Source organism: Thermodesulfovibrio yellowstonii DSM 11347 (assembly GCF_000020985.1).
Classification (GTDB): domain Bacteria; phylum Nitrospirota; class Thermodesulfovibrionia; order Thermodesulfovibrionales; family Thermodesulfovibrionaceae; genus Thermodesulfovibrio; species Thermodesulfovibrio yellowstonii.
In genome coordinates, this window is sequence record NC_011296.1 from 573,710 (window position 1) to 592,283 (window position 18,574).

General features: G+C 34.0%; 17 protein-coding genes. 6 read left to right on the forward strand and 11 right to left on the reverse strand.

All coding sequences use genetic code 11. The features are described 5' to 3' along the window. Positions 1-16: 16 nt before the first annotated feature. Complete coding sequence (locus THEYE_RS02910; RefSeq protein WP_012545066.1) at positions 17-1,579, forward strand: sigma 54-interacting transcriptional regulator; 1,563 nt, start codon at positions 17-19, stop codon at positions 1,577-1,579. On the opposite strand, the gene THEYE_RS02915 is transcribed toward THEYE_RS02910, so the two are convergent. The 3 genes from THEYE_RS02915 to THEYE_RS02925 are packed head-to-tail and all read right to left on the reverse strand — an operon-like array spanning position 1,541 to position 5,402. Beyond that, positions 1,541-2,431 carry a lysylphosphatidylglycerol synthase transmembrane domain-containing protein gene (locus tag THEYE_RS02915; protein ID WP_012545040.1) on the reverse strand — a complete coding sequence of 297 codons (891 nt, stop codon included), beginning with the start codon at positions 2,429-2,431 and terminating at the stop codon, positions 1,541-1,543. The two genes, THEYE_RS02910 and THEYE_RS02915, sit on opposite strands and share 39 nt — an antisense overlap. Then, the gene (locus THEYE_RS02920; RefSeq protein ID WP_012546047.1) at positions 2,428-3,372 is read right to left on the reverse strand and encodes a glycosyltransferase family 2 protein; all 945 of its coding nucleotides are present in this window, start codon (positions 3,370-3,372) and stop codon (positions 2,428-2,430) included. The genes THEYE_RS02915 and THEYE_RS02920 overlap by 4 nt, the downstream gene beginning before the upstream one ends. An 11-nt stretch (positions 3,373-3,383) precedes the next feature. Beyond that, complete coding sequence (locus THEYE_RS02925; RefSeq protein WP_012545854.1) at positions 3,384-5,402, reverse strand: glycosyltransferase family 39 protein; 2,019 nt, start codon at positions 5,400-5,402, stop codon at positions 3,384-3,386. A 48-nt stretch (positions 5,403-5,450) separates the two neighbouring features. Between THEYE_RS02925 and THEYE_RS02930 the strand changes: the two genes are divergently transcribed. The 5 genes from THEYE_RS02930 to THEYE_RS02950 are packed head-to-tail and all read left to right on the forward strand — an operon-like array spanning position 5,451 to position 11,048. Beyond that, positions 5,451-5,834, forward strand: coding sequence for a 4Fe-4S dicluster domain-containing protein (locus THEYE_RS02930; RefSeq protein WP_200855674.1), 384 nt, complete (start codon positions 5,451-5,453; stop codon positions 5,832-5,834). Continuing rightward, the gene (locus tag THEYE_RS02935) at positions 5,831-7,591 is read left to right on the forward strand and encodes an aldehyde ferredoxin oxidoreductase N-terminal domain-containing protein (protein ID WP_012545652.1); all 1,761 of its coding nucleotides are present in this window, start codon (positions 5,831-5,833) and stop codon (positions 7,589-7,591) included. Before THEYE_RS02930 ends, THEYE_RS02935 begins: the two co-directional genes overlap by 4 nt. A 6-nt stretch (positions 7,592-7,597) precedes the next feature. Then, positions 7,598-8,908: an NfeD family protein gene (locus THEYE_RS02940; RefSeq protein WP_012546843.1), complete on the forward strand. Its 1,311-nt coding sequence runs from the start codon at positions 7,598-7,600 to the stop codon at positions 8,906-8,908. Then, positions 8,905-9,867, forward strand: a complete 963-nt coding sequence (locus THEYE_RS02945; protein ID WP_012545841.1) for an NAD-dependent epimerase/dehydratase family protein — start codon at positions 8,905-8,907, stop codon at positions 9,865-9,867. Before THEYE_RS02940 ends, THEYE_RS02945 begins: the two co-directional genes overlap by 4 nt. Further along, complete coding sequence (locus THEYE_RS02950; protein WP_200855675.1) at positions 9,840-11,048, forward strand: aminotransferase class I/II-fold pyridoxal phosphate-dependent enzyme; 1,209 nt, start codon at positions 9,840-9,842, stop codon at positions 11,046-11,048. Before THEYE_RS02945 ends, THEYE_RS02950 begins: the two co-directional genes overlap by 28 nt. A 114-nt stretch (positions 11,049-11,162) precedes the next feature. Here THEYE_RS02950 and THEYE_RS02955 read toward each other — a convergent pair whose 3' ends face one another. From THEYE_RS02955 to THEYE_RS02990, 8 genes are all read right to left on the reverse strand, one after another. Further along, a complete protein-coding gene (locus THEYE_RS02955) occupies positions 11,163-11,654 on the reverse strand; it encodes a hypothetical protein (RefSeq protein ID WP_012546438.1) in 492 nt (163 codons plus the stop codon). After that, positions 11,609-12,532, reverse strand: coding sequence for a type II secretion system protein (locus THEYE_RS02960; protein WP_012545310.1), 924 nt, complete (start codon positions 12,530-12,532; stop codon positions 11,609-11,611). Before THEYE_RS02960 ends, THEYE_RS02955 begins: the two co-directional genes overlap by 46 nt. After that, the gene (locus THEYE_RS02965) at positions 12,529-13,149 is read right to left on the reverse strand and encodes a type IV pilus modification PilV family protein (protein ID WP_012546114.1); all 621 of its coding nucleotides are present in this window, start codon (positions 13,147-13,149) and stop codon (positions 12,529-12,531) included. The genes THEYE_RS02960 and THEYE_RS02965 overlap by 4 nt, the downstream gene beginning before the upstream one ends. Beyond that, positions 13,127-13,582, reverse strand: a complete 456-nt coding sequence (locus THEYE_RS02970) for a prepilin-type N-terminal cleavage/methylation domain-containing protein (protein WP_012544961.1) — start codon at positions 13,580-13,582, stop codon at positions 13,127-13,129. The genes THEYE_RS02965 and THEYE_RS02970 overlap by 23 nt, the downstream gene beginning before the upstream one ends. Beyond that, the gene (locus THEYE_RS02975; protein WP_012545300.1) at positions 13,567-17,307 is read right to left on the reverse strand and encodes a pilus assembly protein; all 3,741 of its coding nucleotides are present in this window, start codon (positions 17,305-17,307) and stop codon (positions 13,567-13,569) included. The genes THEYE_RS02970 and THEYE_RS02975 overlap by 16 nt, the downstream gene beginning before the upstream one ends. Positions 17,308-17,314: 7 nt before the next feature. Continuing rightward, a complete protein-coding gene (locus THEYE_RS02980; protein WP_012546168.1) occupies positions 17,315-17,605 on the reverse strand; it encodes a hypothetical protein in 291 nt (96 codons plus the stop codon). A 74-nt stretch (positions 17,606-17,679) separates the two neighbouring features. Next, positions 17,680-18,105 carry a type VII toxin-antitoxin system HepT family RNase toxin gene (gene hepT, locus THEYE_RS02985; protein ID WP_012546800.1) on the reverse strand — a complete coding sequence of 142 codons (426 nt, stop codon included), beginning with the start codon at positions 18,103-18,105 and terminating at the stop codon, positions 17,680-17,682. 3 nt (positions 18,106-18,108) lie between these two features. Continuing rightward, positions 18,109-18,522, reverse strand: a complete 414-nt coding sequence (locus THEYE_RS02990; RefSeq protein WP_012545960.1) for a nucleotidyltransferase domain-containing protein — start codon at positions 18,520-18,522, stop codon at positions 18,109-18,111. Positions 18,523-18,574: the final 52 nt, after the last annotated feature.

The window sequence follows — 18,574 nt, forward strand, 5'->3', positions numbered from 1 at the left end:
TATTATAATAAATGTGATGAGTTTTCCTGTATTCAGACATACAATTTCTAAATTAAGAGAAGTTTTAGTAGAGGATTCAGATAAAATCTCTTTCTTGATAAAGTATGACCCTATAATTGCCTATCTTATTTTTCAGGAAGTTAATAAACCCTGTAGCAAAACAGAAATAACAAACTTCTCTCAAATGGTTAACTATATTGGAACAAAAAAAATTGAACAGATAATTATTGAAAGAGATCTTTTCCTTGAAGTTGAAGATTTACATATATGGGTATATGGCATTTTAAGTGCTGAAATTTGTTCTCTTATTGCAGAGAAATTTTCTCATATTCATAGAGATGAAGCATTTTTTGTAGGCTTGCTACCATGCCTTGGTTTACTTTTTATGATGAATGATTTTCCTAAATACAGAAATATAATTCATTTTCTCGTTAAACTTCCTCTTGAAGACAGAGTCTTTCTTGAAGAATCAGTTTTTGGCACAAATCATATTGATACTCTTAAAAGAAATATAATCTGTCCTCCTTTTAAGGAAGTTGTGAATATTCTAAACAGGATGTTTCCAAAAGATGGGCAAAAGGAGATAAAAACATCTGTTCCACAAAGGGGATCTACTTTGCAGAGTTTTTATGATATGGCATTGCTTTCAGACCTTGCTTCTTATGGTGCACAGGCTTTGATGTTTCCATCTGTTGTTGATAATCGCGAACTTTTTCTTGAACTTGCAAAAAGATACTTCAGAGTAAAAGAGTCTGATTCATTAGAAATTCTTCAAAATGCAATGGATAGATTTATCTCAATTGCTCAGGAGTTTAATATCCTTGAAGAAATTCAGCTTTCAACTGAGAAAGTTTATCAACTAAGAAAGTTCAGATTTGAAACAAAAAATCCTGTTTTTGCAAATATGCTTAAAAATTTATTTGAAGAAAATGCAAAAGATAGAAACATTTTTATTTATGGTGAAAGAGCAGTTGGCAAAAGACTTCTTGCTGCAGCACTTTATACTGCAGATGATAATCCTCGTAGAGAAAAACCTTTTGTAATGATTTTTTGTGATATAGAAGAGGAAACTCTTGAAGAAGAGTTTTTTGGAATAAAAGAAGGATATTTTGGCAAAAAAGGTAAAAAAGGAGTTTTAAAACATGCAGAAGGAGGAACTCTTGTAATAAAAGAGTTTGATGCAATGCCTGGAGATTTTCAAGATAAATTTCAAAAAGCAATTCAGAACGGAAAATTTTATAGAGTAGGGGATATAACTCCAGTTGAATTTCCTGATATAAAATTTATTCTTGTAGGCAAAGAAGATATAAGAATTAAGGTTGCAAAAGGAGAATTTTCAGGTAATTTACTTAAACTGCTTAATCCTGTTTTTTTCAGAATACTTCCATTAAGAGAAAGAAGAGAAGATGTTTTTTATATTGCAAATGAGATAGTGAAAAAATATAATCTGAATATTGAAGATAGACTTGCACAACCAGAAATTATAGAAAAGCTTAAAACTGACCCATTCCCGAATAATCTTAGAGATTTAAAAAGATTTTTATTCCTTCTTTATATTCAAAAAATTCTTAAACCTTAAATACTCAATTCCACCAATAAGAGAAGCAAAAACCTGAGAAATAAACCATAAAAAAGACACTGCTACAACATTAGCATATCCTAAGGAATTACCAAAAAATAAGATAAAGCACCATTCTCTTACTCCAACTCCTGATACTGATATTGGAAGCATTGAAATTAGTATTATAATTGGCATAAAAATAGCTAATTCAAAAAAAGATATTGATTGGTGAAGCCCAATAAAAATTATATAAACCGAAATAATTACAATAAATTGAACAAAAATAGACAAGATAAATGCCTTAATAATCTGTTTTTTGTTAAAACTTAAAATATAATCTTTCAACCCTTTAAAAAATTTAGTTTTTCCAAGCAATAAAAAGAAAATACTTCCTCCAATAAATCCTACAAAACTTACAGGAACAGTCCATATAAGCATTTGTTGTGGAAGCTTTGTATAAAATACACAAAAAAATATAAAGCCTATGAATAATAAAGCAGAAAGTCCTATATATCTTTCCATAAATACTGATGCCAATGCTTGTTTGGTCCCTGTTTTTTCTTTAATCATAAAAATTTTTACTATATCTCCTCCTATGATTCCAGGTAAAACATTATTAAAAAATGCGCCTATTAGATAAAGAGAAAAAAGTTTTGAAATACTCAATTCTTGATAAGGAAGAAAAATTTTCCATCTCAATGTAGATATGTATGAAGAAATAATGTATAGAAAAGAGGCAAAGAAAAAAGCAAAAGGATTTATTAAAACAAAAGAGCTTAAAACATTAGAAAAATCAATTTTTTTAAGAAGATATAAGACTAATAAAACAGTTACTGTAAAGCGAATGCAAAATTTTATATATTGCTTCAATCTCCAGGTCCTAAAATTTTCTTCAGAATATATATGGGCTTTTTCTGGGTTTCATGGTAAACTCTTACAATCATCTCTCCAAGAAGTCCCATACCAATAAAGTTTAAGCCTATCAGGACAGAGAAAAATCCTCCAAGAAGCAAAGGTCTTCCACCTATGGATATTCCCTTGAATAATTTAAGAAAAACAAGATATCCTACAATTATAACTCCTAAAATCATAAATAAAACACCAATCGGTCCAAAAAACTGTATTGGCTTTGTTGAGAAACTATGTAAAAATTTTACAGTAACAAGGTCAAGAAGAACTTTAATTGTCCTTCCTATTCCGTATTTTGACTTTCCTTTATATCTTGGATGGTGAGTTACTTCTATCTCTTTTATCTTTACTCCATACCAGCTTGCAAGGGCAGGAATAAATCTGTGCATCTCACCATAAAGTTTTAAATTTTTAACAACCTCTCTTTTATATGCTTTTAGAGAACATCCATAGTCATGAATTCTTACACCTGTGACTTTTCCGATAAGCCAATTCGCCACTATTGATGGGAGTCTACGAGATAAGAATGGATCTTTTCTTTTTTTTCTCCAGCCACTAACAATGTCTGCGTCTTTTATAGCTTCCATAAGCTTTGGAATATCAGCAGGGTCATTCTGAAGGTCTCCATCCATTGTAATTACAACATCCCCTCTGGCAAAATCAAAACCTGCTGCAAAGGCTGCTGTTTGTCCAAAATTCCTTCTGAAACTAAGCACGACTACATGGGGATCCTTTTTTTGAATTTCCTCAAGAAGTCTAAGAGTATTATCTCTGCTTCCATCATCAACATAGATTATTTCATATGAAATCAATAGTTGGCTTAATGTCTCTGATAATTTCTTATGAAGTTCCTCAATATTTTCTTCTTCATTGTAAAGTGGTATTACAATAGACAAATCCATTTTTTTCTCCCTCAATAATTCTCTGGTTTTTTTAAATTCATACCTTTGAAATTATAACACTTAAAAATTGTGTAATCTCTAATTTTAACACCTTTTTTAAAAACTGTGAAATTCTCGGATGTACATCCATCAAAAGCAGAAGAGACTTCGGGTTCAGGTTCATTTTTTGTGCCATAAACAACATAGATTCCGTGAACAACTGATAAGTCATTGAGTTCATTATTTATTGACTGCCACAGGTCATATTGATTCATTCTTCTTCCGAGATTTATACAGTAAACAACTGGTTTGCCTTTTGTATAAAAAGCAAGTTCACTTGAAATCTGATACCTATCTGAAAAAATCACCACTTTTCCTTTTTTTTCAAATTCCTTTTTTATTTCAGAGACTTTTTCCCCAAGTTCCTTCCATCCTTTAAGTCTTGCTGAAGGGTCAAATTTTTCTGGTAGATTTAGATATGGCAAAGCATAGTTAATAAATGAAAAAATAAAGGCTATCAGGATTGCTGATATTATAAGTTTTTTATAAACCCTCTGAATTAAAGCATGAGCAAGAATAATCAAAAAAGGAATGTAGGCTGGCATTGCCCAGTTTGCCTGAACTTTACCCTGTATGCTTTTTATTAGAAAAAAGGCAAAAACAGGCATTGAAAGGGAAATTAGAAGCCATCTATGATTAGGCTGAAGGTTTAAGGATGAAGGCTTAAGGAGAAGATAGACTCCTAAGATAAAAACCAAAGGAGTAACTACTAAAAGTTGACTGCCAATAAATTCAGCAAAATATTTCAATGAAACCTTCAACCCCTCATATATGTGCGCCTGTCCTGCAGTATGCTTCAGTGTTACCCAGTCATGCTGAAAGTTCCAGATGATAACAGGAGAAAAAACAATAAAAGAAATAACTATACACAAATAAAGCATGGGATTTTTAAAATGACTTATTCTGTTTTCATCTTTTTTTAATAAATAAACAAATATACACAAATAGAAAAAAGCCATTGTATACTTGGTAAGAAGCCCAAAACCTATGAATACTCCAAGAAGTAACCAGTAGTTTTTTCTCCCTTCAAGAGCAATCAAAAAAAGATAAATTGAAACAATCCAGAATAAAATAAAGGGGCTGTCAATGGTAAAGATGATACCAAATGTTGAAAATAAAGGAATTAATTGGAATAAAATTCCGCTAATATATCCGGTTTTTTCATCAAAAAGTTTTTTCCCGATTTTATAAACAAAAAAGCTGCTTAAAAATGAGCACACCGGTGCTAAAATTCTAACTCCGAATGGATTATCGCCAAAAATCCATGTAGAAAAAGCAATTAAATAAGCAATCATCGGACCTTTTGAGTAATAACTTAAATCAAGCCTTCTACTCCATTCCCAGTAATGGGCTTCATCTGGAGATATATCAACAGGTCCGTGAAGAATAAAATAAATCCTAAAAAGACTTATAATGAATAGGCTAAAGTAGAAAACTCTTTTTAATGAATTAACCCATATGATTGCATGAAAAACAAGAAATCCAAATAAAATTCCTAATATTATACTACCCAGAACATCTGTAAGCCAGTGAACACCTAAATAAAGCCTTGATATACATATAAAGAAAGCAATTAAGAGGATATAAAAATAGAAAATTTTTCTCAATTTTGTGTTAACAGAATTATTTTTCAAAAATAATATCAAAATTGTGGAAAAAGTCAGAGCATTTGTTGCATGATTTGATGGGAAGCTGTAAGAATGTGTACATCCAACAATTCCTCTAAAATATTCTGTCCAGCATGGACGAACTCTCTGAATAAGATTTTTAATCTCCAAAGAAAGCCAGTCTGAAAGAAATATTCCTAATATGATTGCCAAAATAAAATATGCTATGTATCTGTAATTTTTTGTTTTAAGATATTTGAATATCATGTAAAGAAACACTGGCAACCAAAGTATCCAGCCTCTCTGGGTAAAAAAGACCATTAAAATATCTAAAAAATTGTTTGATAGAGTTTTATGAAAGAATAAAAATATTTCTTTTTCCATGTCCAGTTTGAAATTATAACATGTTATAATTTCATTATGCCTGTTTTCGTGAAGGATAATGAAAAATGTGTTGGATGCCTTATCTGTATGTTTGCCTGCGGAAGGGCACATCAGGCTGCTGGACTTGAAAGTTCTTGTATAAAGGTGCGTTCTCAGGGTGGAATCTCAAGAGGTTTTTCAGTATTTGTATGCCGAGGTTGTGATGACCCTCCATGTGCTCGTGCTTGTCCAGAAGATGCATTGATTGTAAGAAAAACAGGAGGAGTTTTGCTTAAAGAAGAAAGATGCACAGGATGTGGTTACTGTGTCAAAGCCTGTATTCTTGATGCAATAGGATGGAATAATGGGAAAAATAAGCCTGTTATATGTATTCAATGTGGAGAGTGTGCTAAAAGCTGCCATTATAAAGTTCTGGAGTTTGTAAGAAAATGATTAAAGAAGATCCTTTAAATAGAGTTCTATACATTGACCTTACAAAGAAAAAGTTCTGGATTGAGGAAAGACCTGAACTTTTTACAAAATATATTGGTGGAACAGGTGTTGCAATAAGGCTTTTGCATGAAAACTGTCCCAATGATATAGACCCATTTTCTCCTGATAATCCTATAATCTTTGCTGTGGGACCATTAAATGGACTTTTTCCGATAGCATCAAAAACAGTTGCCATGTTTAAGTCTCCTCATACAGGAAATCTTGGTGAATCTCATGCAGGAGGCAGAAGTGCAATTGCTATAAGAATGGCAGGATATGGAGCAATAGTTATAAAAGGAAAAAGTGAACGCCCATGCTATATTGCTATCCATTCAGACAAAGTATATTTTAGAGATGCTACAACTTTATGGGGGGTAAAAGAAGGATTATCAGTTGGGAGTCTTATAAGAAGGCAAGAGCCAGGTGCAGGTCTCAGAACAATAATGAGAATAGGTCCAGCAGGTGAAAAACTGATAAGTTATTCCTGCGTTACACTTGAAACTTACAGACATTTTGGGAGACTGGGATTGGGCGCTGTATTCGGGAGTAAAAATTTGAAAGCTGTTGTTATATCAGGCAAAAGAGACATAAATGTAACAAACTTTAAAGAATACAAACAACTCTATGAAGAGTTATTATTGCAACTTGCTGAATCGGAAAAAATGAAAAAATATCATGAACTTGGTACGCCTGCTAATATTCTTCCGCTTAGTTTTTCAAAAGGGATTCCTATAAAAAATCTTTTAACAAATGAAATTGAAAAAATTGAAAACATATCAGGTGAGTCTTTTGCAGAAAAACATCTCGGTAGGCGAGTTGCTTGCTCTCACTGCCCTGTTGCTTGTATTCATTTAGCTACTTTACGAAAACCCTATGAAGATGAACCATACTTTTATAGAACGGTTTATCTTTCATATGATTACGAATTAATTTATGCTCTTGGCTCAATGCTTGGAATAACTTCTTCTGAAGATGTATTAAAACTTATTGAAGCTGTAGAAGATATGGGACTTGACGCTATATCAACAGGTGTTATTTTAGCCTGGATTACAGAAGCTTTTGAAAAAGGTATCATAAATGAAACTATGACTGATGGAATTGTTCCTGAATGGGGAAACACAGAATGCTATGTAGAACTCATAAGAAAAATTGTCTACAGCAATAATGAACTTTTCAACGATTTGAGAAGAGGCATTGACTATACATCATCCAAATATGGTGGAAAAGATTTCGCTCTTACCTATGGTAAAAATGAGATGCCAGGATATCACACTGGTTATGGTGCTCATATTGGTTATCTCTTTGGGGCAAGGCATAGTCATCTTGACAGCGCTGGATATGCAATTGACAGAGAAGCAATGACAACTCAAAAAACTGTAGAGGAGTTAGTGGAAAGAATTATTAAAGAAGAACAATGGAGGCAGATACTGTCAAGTCTTGTTATATGTTTTTTTGCAAGAGAAATATATACTTCCGATGTGATTCATAAGTGTTTAAAACTATCGGGATTTGGCTTTAGTGAAGAGGAGCTTTCAGAAATTGGAAGAGAAATTTATGCTGATAAATATAGATTTAAAATTAAATGCGGCTTTGATATTGATAACCTGAGTTTACCCAAAAGAGTATTTGAAATTCCAACAAGCTTGGGATTTATTGACAAAGACTTTACAGACAAGGCAATTGTTTTATTAAAAGAAAAAATTAAAAGTTTGTTATAATTCTTCATGGCAAATAGAGAGTTACTAAATAAACATTTATTATCTTTGATAAAATATTTTATTTGCCTGTTAATCTCTTTTCTTTCTACATCCGTTTATGCAAAAGAGATAATTGTTCTTACAGTAAATGGGGTTATAAATCCACCTCATGCAGAATACACAATAAAGGGAATACAAAAAGCCCATGAACAAAATGCAGAGGCAGTTATAATCCAGCTTGATACACCAGGAGGACTTGATACATCAATGAGAAGCATAATTAAAGAGATGCTTAACTCTCAAATCCCGATTGTTGTGTATGTTTCACCTAAAGGTGCTCGTGCTGCAAGTGCAGGTGCTTTTATAACACTTGCTGCTCATATAGCTGCAATGGCTCCAGGTACGAATATAGGTGCAGCTCATCCTGTTGCTATGGGTGGAGAAAAAATGGATAAAACAATGGCAGAAAAAATAACAAATGACGCAGTTGCATATATTAAATCAATTGCAAAACAAAGAGGAAGAAACATTGAATGGGCTGAGCAAGCAGTAAGGAAAAGTATATCATCCACTGAAACAGAGGCATTGAAACTTAAAGTAATAGATTTAATTGCTGATGATTTAAATAGTCTTATGAAAGACATAAACGGCATGAAAGTAAAAACAGCACGGGGTGAAGTTACTTTAAATACAAAGACTGCAAAAATAAATAAAATTGAAATGAACTTTAGAGAAAAACTCCTTAACTTTATAAGTGACCCTAATATTGCTTATATTCTTTTGATGATCGGGATATATGGGATTATATTTGAACTGAGCAATCCGGGAGCAATACTCCCAGGTGTAATTGGTGCGATTTCTTTAATCCTTGCTTTTTACAGTTTACAAACTCTTCCAATAAACTACGCAGCAGCAGGACTTATTCTTCTTGGAGTAATTTTATTTATTCTTGAGCTCAAATTTACATCTCATGGACTGCTAACACTTGGAGGAGTAATATGTTTTATACTCGGTTCAATAATGCTTTTTGATACAGCAAATCCTTTATTCAAGCTTTCTCTTTCAGTTATTATTCCTGTAACCCTTGTTACAGCCTTATTTTTTGGAGTTTTGTTAAGGCTTGCTTATAAAGCACATAAAAGAAAACCTGTTACAGGAGTTGAAGAACTCATCGGCTTAAAAGGCATAGCAAAAACTGATATTGACAGACACAGGGGAATGGTTATGGTGCATGGAGAACTCTGGCAAGCTGTATCAGATGAAGAAATAAAAAAAGATGAGGAAATTATAGTAGAAGAAGTAAAAGGGCTAACTCTCAAAGTAAGGAGAGCTAATTGAAAGTTCTGATTACTGGTGCAACGGGTTTTATAGGAAGTCATCTGACAGAGGCTCTTTTGAATGAAAATTTTGACGTTTATTGTATTGTAAGGAATCCTTTGAAGCTTCGTTTCCTTCAGGGATTGAATGTAAAGATAATTCAGGGAGATTGTTCTCAGAAAGAAACCATTGAAAAAATTAGGTGGGATTTTGATTACATTTTTAATTTATCAGGAATTACAAAAGCAACCCATCCTGAAGAATTTTTCCAATCAAACTATCTTGGTACAAAAAATCTTGTAGAAGTAGTAGCTGAGAGGAATCCTTCTCTTAAAAGATTTGTTCATGTAAGCAGTCTTGCAGCTGTAGGACCATGCAGAGATGGAAAACCTGTTGATGAAAAAACAGAACCTGCACCTATATCAGAATATGGAAAAAGCAAATTAATGGGAGAAAAAGCAGTGGAATTTTTCAAAGATAAACTTCCAATTACAATAATAAGACCACCTGCTGTTTATGGACCAAGAGATAGTGATTTTCTTACATTTTTTAAAATGATTAAGGTGGGGGTGGTTTTATATCTTACAGAAGCCATCTATTCAATGATTTATGTGAATGACCTTGTCAATGGCATTATTACTGCTTCAAAGAGTGAAAAAGCAGTTGGTGAAACTTTTTTTATTGCTGAATCTCAGCCATATGACACTCATCAGATAGTTGAGGCTATCTCTGATGCAGTAGGTAAAAGACCTGTCAAAATTAAAATTCCTAAGGGAATCGGAATGTTTTTCATAAGAGTATTTCAAAAATTTGATAAAAAAAGTATAATAAATAGCGATAAACTCAAAGAGCTTGTTCAGCCCTGCTGGGTTTGTGATACACAAAAAGCTGAGCAATTGCTCGGTTTTAAAACAAAAACTAAGTTAAAGGAAGGGATGGAATGGACCGCAAAATGGTACAGAATGAATCAATGGATATGAAAAAAGATGTATTTGAAAAATGTTTTAAATTTACAATAGCATATGAACTTCAAAAAATAGGAGTTTATCCATACTTCAGGGTAATTGAGTCTGCCCAAGGTCCTGAAGTAATAATGAATGGTAAAAAGATGATTATGATAGGCTCAAACAACTATCTTGGGCTTACCAATCATCCAAAGGTTAAAGAGGCTGCAATCAATGCTATTAAAAAATATGGAACAGGATGCGCAGGTTCCAGGTTTTTAAATGGAACGCTTGATATTCATGTGGAACTTGAGGAAAAATTGGCAAGATTCATGAGAAAAGAAGCTGCTTTAATATTTACAACAGGATTTCAGGTAAATCTTGGAGTAATTTCATCATTAATTGGAAAGGATGATATTGTAATCATTGATAAGATGGACCATGCAAGTATTGTTGATGGATGTCGTCTTTCCTTTGGTGAAGTTAAAAGATATAAGCACAATGACATTGATGATTTGGAAAGAATTCTTAGAGAATCTGAAGGGAAGCCCAGGCTTGTAGTAGTTGATGGAGTATTTAGTATGGAAGGAGATATAGTTAAACTTCCAGAAGTTGTAGCTTTATGCAAAAAATATGGTACAAGGCTTATGGTTGATGATGCTCATGGAATAGGAGTGCTTGGAGTAACAGGTCGTGGAACTGCTGAACATTTCGGACTTGAAAATGAAGTTGATATGATAATGGGAACATACAGCAAATCTCTTGCATCAATTGGAGGGTTTATTGCAGGACAAAAGGATGTTATAAACTATATCAAACACTTTGGAAGGTCTTTTATTTTCAGTGCAAGCCCGCCACCTGCATCAGTAGCTGCGGTTTCTGCAGCTATAGACATAATTGAAAGTGAGCCAGAACGCAGGGAACAACTGTGGAAAAATACAAATAAGATGCTTAAAGGATTTAAAGAACTTGGATTTGATATCGGAGTAGCAGAAACACCAATAATTCCAGTAATTGTTGGAGAAGACGAACTGGCATTTAAATTTGTTATGATGCTTCAAGAAGAAGGAGTATTTGCCAATGTGGCTGTATCTCCAGCTGTTCCTCCTGGAAAAGCTCTCATAAGAACAAGTTATATGGCAACTCATACAGATGAGCATCTTGATAGAGTCCTTGAAGCGTTCAAAAAAGTTGGTAAAGCATTAGGAGTAATTTAAGTTTTTATTTTTCTCAAGAAGTTAAAACAAACTGTAAGATCAAGATTGATATATTGCTTTTTGGAATTATTGATTAACCCTGTTTACAAAAATTCAGCAGGGGCATAATCTGAACTATCTTGCATAAACAGCTTCTATACGGGAATGAGTACTTTCAGGTCCTTCTGCTTCTGAGATTATGGTATAAATAAAACCTTTATATCCTGCGCCAAACTTTGAATATGCTACTCCTGTTATTTCATATCCTGGAGGAGTTTTATATGCATTGAGGCATACAGTTATATTATTTCTAAAAAGCGTATTACTTCCGTAAAGCTTGAACTTAAGTTCAATAGGACTTGATGTGCATTCTCCAACGCTATATTCGTTAAATGAACCAGATTGAATCATTATTACAGCATGATGAATCCCACCAACTGCTGCATCACGAACTGAAGCGTATGTTTTTATTGTCTGTGAAGTTCCTAAAAGTTTTGTAAGGGCAAAATAAAGTCCTGCAAGTGCTAACAATGCAAAAAGTGCAATCAATATAGCAGAAAAAAGAGAGATTCCTCTATTGTTTATTGATAGTTTCTTAATTGAATATCCTGCTCTATTACCTTCCATCTATACCACCTCCCTATATTATTCCACCACGTGCTATCTATGGTTGGACCTCCTCCACAGTCTGTACTGAACTGCGGCTTGGTTGTTACAGTATCCTGCTTTCCACCAACCTGAAGAATAAGGCAGATACGGAATAGTTTAAGGTTATGACTTTGAATATCTGAAGAAGAAACTGAATCCTGATAAATAATTGAACCACCACTTTGTATACCTGCTCTAACTTTGAAACTATTTGGTAAAACACATGAAATAATTGGTTGATTTGCCTGATAACCTGCATATCCTGATGTCCCAATTGTTTTGATAAGATTATATGTTCCCTGTGCACATTCCTTCGGTAAGTTTGTCTGTGTAAGGCTATAACTAACCATAAAAGATTGAGGATATTTATAATCATCATTTGTTGTAGCATAAAAACCTAAGCCACTCATGCCTGTTAAGTCATTGCATAGATAGTCAAGAGTTGAAGGGCATAAATTTTTTTTAGTTATAGAGTCAAGAATAATGTACCAGGCACTGGGAAATTCGCAGTCCTGTCCCATAAAGTTTTTACTTTTTATTGTTAAGCTACCATTGTCTAAAACCGCCCAGCATCCTGACCATATTTCTTCTCTTGAGGCTAATGAAGGAAACTTTAAAATTCCTGATGTTATTGTTGTTGAAGTCAAATTATCAACGTCCACTCCAAATCCTGCAGATTCAACATCCTTTAAAAGCTGATTAATAAGAACTCCTACATCAGCTTCCTGTTTTGCAACGATATGCTTAGTTACATTTTCCTTTGCTATGAATCTATATGCAGAAAGAATGCCTGCTGCTAAAATACCCATGATTGCAATTACAATTAGTATTTCAACAATTGAATAACCTCTTTTCATCTTTTTTCCTTAATTACTACGGAAGTCATCTGCTTAAGAGTATTTGTAAATGGCTCAAAATACCACACCATAACTGAAGCTGCTTTACCTGTTTCTCTGCCATAATCATCAATTATTCTTGCAATATTCACAGCTAAGTATATTTTTTTGCCTGAAAATCCTTCATATGTGCATACAGGAAGAGTGCTTGGACAGTTACTACCACTACAGCTACATTGTGCATTTACATTATTAGATGAAGGATACAGTCTTAATTTTGAAGAAAGTCCGTCAATTGGGTTCGTTCCTGTAGGTGAACCTATATTGTAAAAATCTGTCTCACTTTCAAAAAAACTGCAAGATGTTGAATTACAGATTACATTATTCCATGAAGAATTATTTGCATAAAGTATTGATTGAATTCCGCTTCCATCACTTACATAAGGAAGACTTTCAATATAAGCTGTAAACTGTTTCGCTATTTCCGTTGCTTTGTCTTTCATTTTTGCTCTTATTGAAAATTTGTTATATTCAAGAATTCCTTTTAAAAGACCAAGCATTACAATAAGTACAATGAGCATTGCAATAAGAAGTTCAATAAGAGTGAAACCTTTATTATTTAATTTGAGTTCTTCCATATTTGCTTATTTCTATTATTTTTTGATTATTATTAATGTTTTTTAAGGTGATGCTACTTACTCCCAGCGCGCATGTTATAGTTCTTGGATATCCTTTTCTATCAAAAACCAATGTCTGAGAAACAGTGGCAGTTATTCCAGAAATAAAACTCTGAGATTTAACAGTCTCAGCATTATTAAAGTTACAGTTTCCGTCTGAATCTTTAAATATTGTATAACTACCTATATTGACTACTATTCCATAGGGTTCTTTAGAAATTGATTGAGATTTTATCCAGCTTATTTCATCTGTGAGCATATTTGCCTGTCTCATGAGTTCTCTGTCTGCTTTATATTTTGTATACTGGGAAACACCAACATACATGAGAATTGACAGAATTGCTATGATTATTAAAAGCTCAAGAATGCTGAAACCTGCTATTTTTCTATCCATGAAATAAACCTGCTTTCATATCCTGTAGCTACCTGTTGTTCCACTCTAAGCACAATCCCAGCTGATACCTGAATAAACTTTGTATACTCCCTTGAGCTTATTCCAGTTGTTATCTGAAATGGATTTCCCAAGGGAGGCACACCTCTGCCAAGAGAAATCTTCGGATATACAGTTACAGTTCCTTGAGTTCCACTTGTTGCCAGACTTGAAAGCACAACAGGTCTTGGATAGGCGGTACCTGATTTATAATATAAGGCAAGAAGATTTGAATTTCCTTCATAGGCGCATATATTTGAAGGAGGAGCAAAGCTTAAAGCATCTAATACTCCGCCAAATATGGCAGGCTGGCTTATTATTGCTTCTCCTGTAAGCTCATAATACCATCCGCGGGTTACTTCTTGAATTGAACTTATAGGTGTTGTATCATACACAACATCCACAAGCCCGCAGGAACTACCTGAACAGGAGCATAGTTTTTTAATCTCTGTAACTGTTGCCTGAACGGTGACTGAAGTTGTATCTGTAAGGTTAGTTTTTGAATAAGTATTTGAACAGGAGCCATCCCAGCATGGGTCTTTGTATCCTATAAGATAGTTTTTATAGGCAATGGTTTTGTCTGCCTGAGCAAGATATCTTCCTGTTCCAAAGAAAACCCAGAGATTGCCATATTCATCCTTTGTAAATGTGGAAGCAGCAAAGACAGGAGGAGCTTCATTATATGTTGAAGTTTTGAATGTTTCAAGATCTATTGCCTTTGAGACAGTTGCCGAGGCAAGTCCATTTTTAACAACAATTCTGTAAAACATGCCCCAGGTTTTCCCGCTTTTTAATCCATACAGCCCGAAATAAATCGCATCATCAGAATAATCAAAATCAACATCAACAGGCATTATATCTCCAGTTGCAGCATAGATATTGCTTGATAGAGAAAGTGTAAAATCTTTTGCTAATGTTCCATCTCTAATGTTTAAAAAATATATTTTTGTGGAAGAAGAAAAGCTTGTTCCATCAGGGCTGCTCGGTCCTGTTCCTGTAACCACATACCAGCTACTGCCAATTTTTGTGACAGCAGGAAAAGAAAGCGTAAGAGTTTGATCATCAAGGGATTTTTCCCATAAGAGAGAAGGATTTAAAGGGTCTGTAATATCAAGAACAAAGACACTTGATGAATAACTACTTAAGGCTTTTCCCCCAAATCCCATGGCTCCTACAAGAAGAGTTTTCCATGTCCCATCCACCTTTGCATCAACAACAAGGGTTCTGTAATCAACAGTTGGAACATGACAGTAGTCGGATTTTCCGTACCATATAAGATAGGGTATAGCATTCTTTGGAATGAATGCCCATTCTTCCCTTCCAATTTTATCAGTTCCTGTATCAGTAGGTGAATTTTGTAGTTTTGAAGGTTTTTCAAGATTTGCCTGATTTACAATTGTTCCTACTCTGAATGCATGAAGCATTCCATCGTTTGCGCCTACAAAAGTTAATGATGGACGATTTTTATAACTATCCTGTCTTATAAATTCTGCATATGTACTATCTCCGTATTTTATGTGATAGATATTAACAGGCTGATCAGAGACAACTGATGGAGTAGAATGGATTATATCCCCAAGCTTCCATGTTTTTGTTTGATTTATCCCACAGAATGATTGTATATTCAGTTCTCTTGGTCTCTGAACATAGGAAAGGGTTTTACATGTGGCGTCACCTGACAAATCCTCGCCTCTTAGATATCTTATTATACAGCCTGCTTTTGTTGAATCCACTGTTGAGTCAATGCTCTGCCATACTGTAGCAAGTGTAGATGCCTCTGTGGTGGTGAAATCTGTCAGGACTCCGTTTTTATTGTATTTTATGTTTCTTGAGGAAGTATCTATGTTTGCAAGCCAGCAACCGCTGTCAAAAACTGCTTTAAGCTCAGATATTTCTTTTACCTCTTGAAGCTGACATGTATCAGTTCCACCCTGTAGCACCGCTGTTTTTGTCTGGTCATCAACTATAACAAACTGGAATATTTTATCAATGGTATTCAAAATATTGAGAATAAATTTTTCAACTGTATCCTCTCTAAGGTTTTGACTAAGATCAATCCAGAAACTTCGTAAAAATCCAAGCCATCCAAGTTCTGTACCATCTTCCCTCTGATACTTGGGATAAAAATATGGCTGAATAACAAGGCTTGATATTCCAGTTCTTGAAGCAAGAGTTGCAACAGTAGAACCTGAGGATGCGCGGCGGAGAATATCAAATATGGCGGTTTTCACTGCTTCCTTTATTTCAGTTGCATCAGAGGCTGAATAAAAAGTATCGGGTTTTCCATCTCCATCTTTATCCCAGTCAGAAGAAGATGTTGGAAGAGTTGCACAGGAACTGCCTTTCCCGCAGTTAGTTGTTGAACAGCAGTCATCAACATAACTACAGCTTGTTTGGGGATAACTACTTAAAGCATCGGGCCATGTTTTTGTTCTGTCAAAGGCTCCATACATGGCAACCTGTTTTAAAGATTTTTCTCCAGTGCCTCCAAGCCAGAGACCTATTCCGTAAACTGCTTCCACATAGGAAGAAATTCCTGTTGGTGCATTAGTAAAACCTTTTTTATGAAGCCAATAAGCAGGGACAACAGGATCTGCTGAATTTGCTTCATATCCTGTGTCTATCTTACATGTTGAGGTAACGGGATATCCACCGTAATTCCACTGCCCGTCAGTAAGAAGTATTACAAAGTTTTTTGCACAGGGAACAAGCTTAAGTTCACTTCCCTGACAGACTCCGTTGTTATCTTCATCAACACATTGATACATGGGATTACGCCATTGGTCTCCACTACCACTTTGGGGAGTAAACCCTCCATATTTCGGGCTATTCTGGGCAAAATAGTTATAGGCATCCCATAAAGCAGGAGCAGTGGGAGTTGCACCTGATGGTGACTCATAGTTTATGGCAGCAATTAAATTTTTGTAGGGATTAACTCCATCAAAACTGGCACTTGAAGTAAAATCACCAACATGTACTTTGTTGCTTCTGACTCCTGTTCCGCTGTAAAACATTACCCCAAGTCTTGGCTGTAAAGTCAAACTTCTGAACTGAAAGGTGAGGCTATCATATATTCTTGTCCAGGGAACTTTTACCTTTATTCCTGATTCTGATTCAAGAAAACAGCCACTGCTGTCACAGCTGAGATTGGCAGCTGGTTGTCCGTAGAGCTCTGGGTCACATTTTTTTGGATCATTTGAGGTGCAAGAGCTAAGTTTTCCTCCTGTTATTGCCCATCTTACAAGGTCAACTCTTGTCATATATATGAAATTGAGACATGCACCTTTATATTTCTTGGATGTATCAATATCGTATGCTCTTTTGGGGCATGTTGTTTCAGTTCCTGTTGTTTCTACCCATACATATCCATTACCCACATTTGGAATAGATATAAATTGTCTTTCATATAGTTTATCAGGATTAAAGTATCCTTCCTCTGTTCCTTTATATGTCCATCCACAGCCTGTGCTTGTGCCACAGCAGTCCTCTCTGTCAGTTTTAGGATTATAGGCACACCATGACATTGAACCACTGACATCTATTACAAATAGAACATTTGGAGAAGCAATCTGTCCAATTGAGGGAGGAACATAGCAGTAATCTGCCATATCAATTGATTCTACTGTAGGATGATCCTTGATCAAAAGAGAAATGAAAAATAGAAAAATAAAGAAAAACAATTTTCTCATGATAACCTCAATTCAAAAGAGGTGTTCGTATTTTATGTATTTTAAATTTATCACAATGATTTGAATCAATTCCGAAACTGATGACTTTGTTGATGAGTAAATCCTTTGAAAGACCCTTTTCAGCCCAGAACTCTCTAACACCTTTACATGAACTGCTTAGAACATCTATCTTTATTTTGCCAGTATCTGGTTCATAATTAATTACTTTCCCTGTAAGATAAAGTTCATCAACAGCAATTGACAGGGCAGGGGATAATATAAAAAGAAAAACCAATAAAAAAGCTACACGGACTCTCATTTTAAGCCTCCTTTTTTAGCTGAGTATAGTTTAGCAAAAAAACATCAAAAAATTGTGAAAGTTGTGTGAGAGATTTATTTGATGAATTTTTCTCTGATTGTTTCTATAAACTGATAGAAACTTTCTAAATTTTCCTTTACATTCTTAAGAAGCAGAGAGTCATCAATTTGCCAGTATCTGTGAATCAAGATATTTCTGAAATCAAAAAAAGGCTTAAGAGAGACATATATAGATTCATCAATTATATTTTTTTCTCTGGCTTTTTTGATTGTATCAATATAGCCTTTTACAGGGATACCGTAATTTTTTGCAAGTATGTGCTGGATTGTTAGAGAGATTGATTCAGCAATCTCAACAAGACTAAACTTTAAAGCTTTAAGAATCCTTTTATTATTTAAAATTTCTTCAGGAGAGAAATCTTCAAGTATTGATTTTATATCGTCTGTATTCTCTTTGATTTCATAAATATATTGAGAAATTCTCTTTACATCAATATTCATTATTTACCTATAAAACTCATTGAGGACTATTTGATTTATACGATAATTGAGTGATACTTTTTCAATAAGATTTGTTCTTAATTCCGGGTTTTTGTCCACAATTAGAACACCTCTATCAAGAACTTCAATTAGAAAGTCATAGGGAGCATTGTTAATTACTCTTAAATCAATATAATCTGGAGCTATGTCTATCCCTGCATTTATTAATTCATTAGAAATTTTAATTTTCATGTCTGCCTGAAAGTTGAATACTGATTCTATTTCTGAGCAATAAATTGCTATATCAATATCATTGAAAAAGGTTTGCTCAATAAAAGAACCATAAAGATAGGCAAAAACTACCTTTTCTTCATTGTGAAGAAGAGTTTTGAGCAAGTGAATTATTTGATTTTTCTGATTTTTTGAAATCTCCGGCATATATAATTATATCACACAGAGTAAATTTAATTTATCAAAATCGAGGCTATTA

Bases quoted from the DNA above. Each gene is read 5' to 3' on its own strand.
- THEYE_RS02910 (WP_012545066.1), top strand. From the start codon at position 17: ATGAGTTTTCCTGTATTCAGACATACAATTTCTAAATTAAGAGAAGTT.
- THEYE_RS02920 (WP_012546047.1), bottom strand. From the start codon at position 3,372: ATGGATTTGTCTATTGTAATACCACTTTACAATGAAGAAGAAAATATT.
- THEYE_RS02925 (WP_012545854.1), bottom strand. From the start codon at position 5,402: ATGGAAAAAGAAATATTTTTATTCTTTCATAAAACTCTATCAAACAAT.
- THEYE_RS02935 (WP_012545652.1), top strand. From the start codon at position 5,831: ATGATTAAAGAAGATCCTTTAAATAGAGTTCTATACATTGACCTTACA.
- THEYE_RS02940 (WP_012546843.1), top strand. From the start codon at position 7,598: ATGGCAAATAGAGAGTTACTAAATAAACATTTATTATCTTTGATAAAA.
- THEYE_RS02950 (WP_200855675.1), top strand. From the start codon at position 9,840: ATGGTACAGAATGAATCAATGGATATGAAAAAAGATGTATTTGAAAAA.
- THEYE_RS02955 (WP_012546438.1), bottom strand. From the start codon at position 11,654: ATGGAAGGTAATAGAGCAGGATATTCAATTAAGAAACTATCAATAAAC.
- THEYE_RS02960 (WP_012545310.1), bottom strand. From the start codon at position 12,532: ATGAAAAGAGGTTATTCAATTGTTGAAATACTAATTGTAATTGCAATC.
- THEYE_RS02965 (WP_012546114.1), bottom strand. From the start codon at position 13,149: ATGGAAGAACTCAAATTAAATAATAAAGGTTTCACTCTTATTGAACTT.
- THEYE_RS02970 (WP_012544961.1), bottom strand. From the start codon at position 13,582: ATGGATAGAAAAATAGCAGGTTTCAGCATTCTTGAGCTTTTAATAATC.
- THEYE_RS02975 (WP_012545300.1), bottom strand. From the start codon at position 17,307: ATGAGAAAATTGTTTTTCTTTATTTTTCTATTTTTCATTTCTCTTTTG.
- THEYE_RS02980 (WP_012546168.1), bottom strand. From the start codon at position 17,605: ATGAGAGTCCGTGTAGCTTTTTTATTGGTTTTTCTTTTTATATTATCC.
- hepT (WP_012546800.1), bottom strand. From the start codon at position 18,105: ATGAATATTGATGTAAAGAGAATTTCTCAATATATTTATGAAATCAAA.
- THEYE_RS02990 (WP_012545960.1), bottom strand. From the start codon at position 18,522: ATGCCGGAGATTTCAAAAAATCAGAAAAATCAAATAATTCACTTGCTC.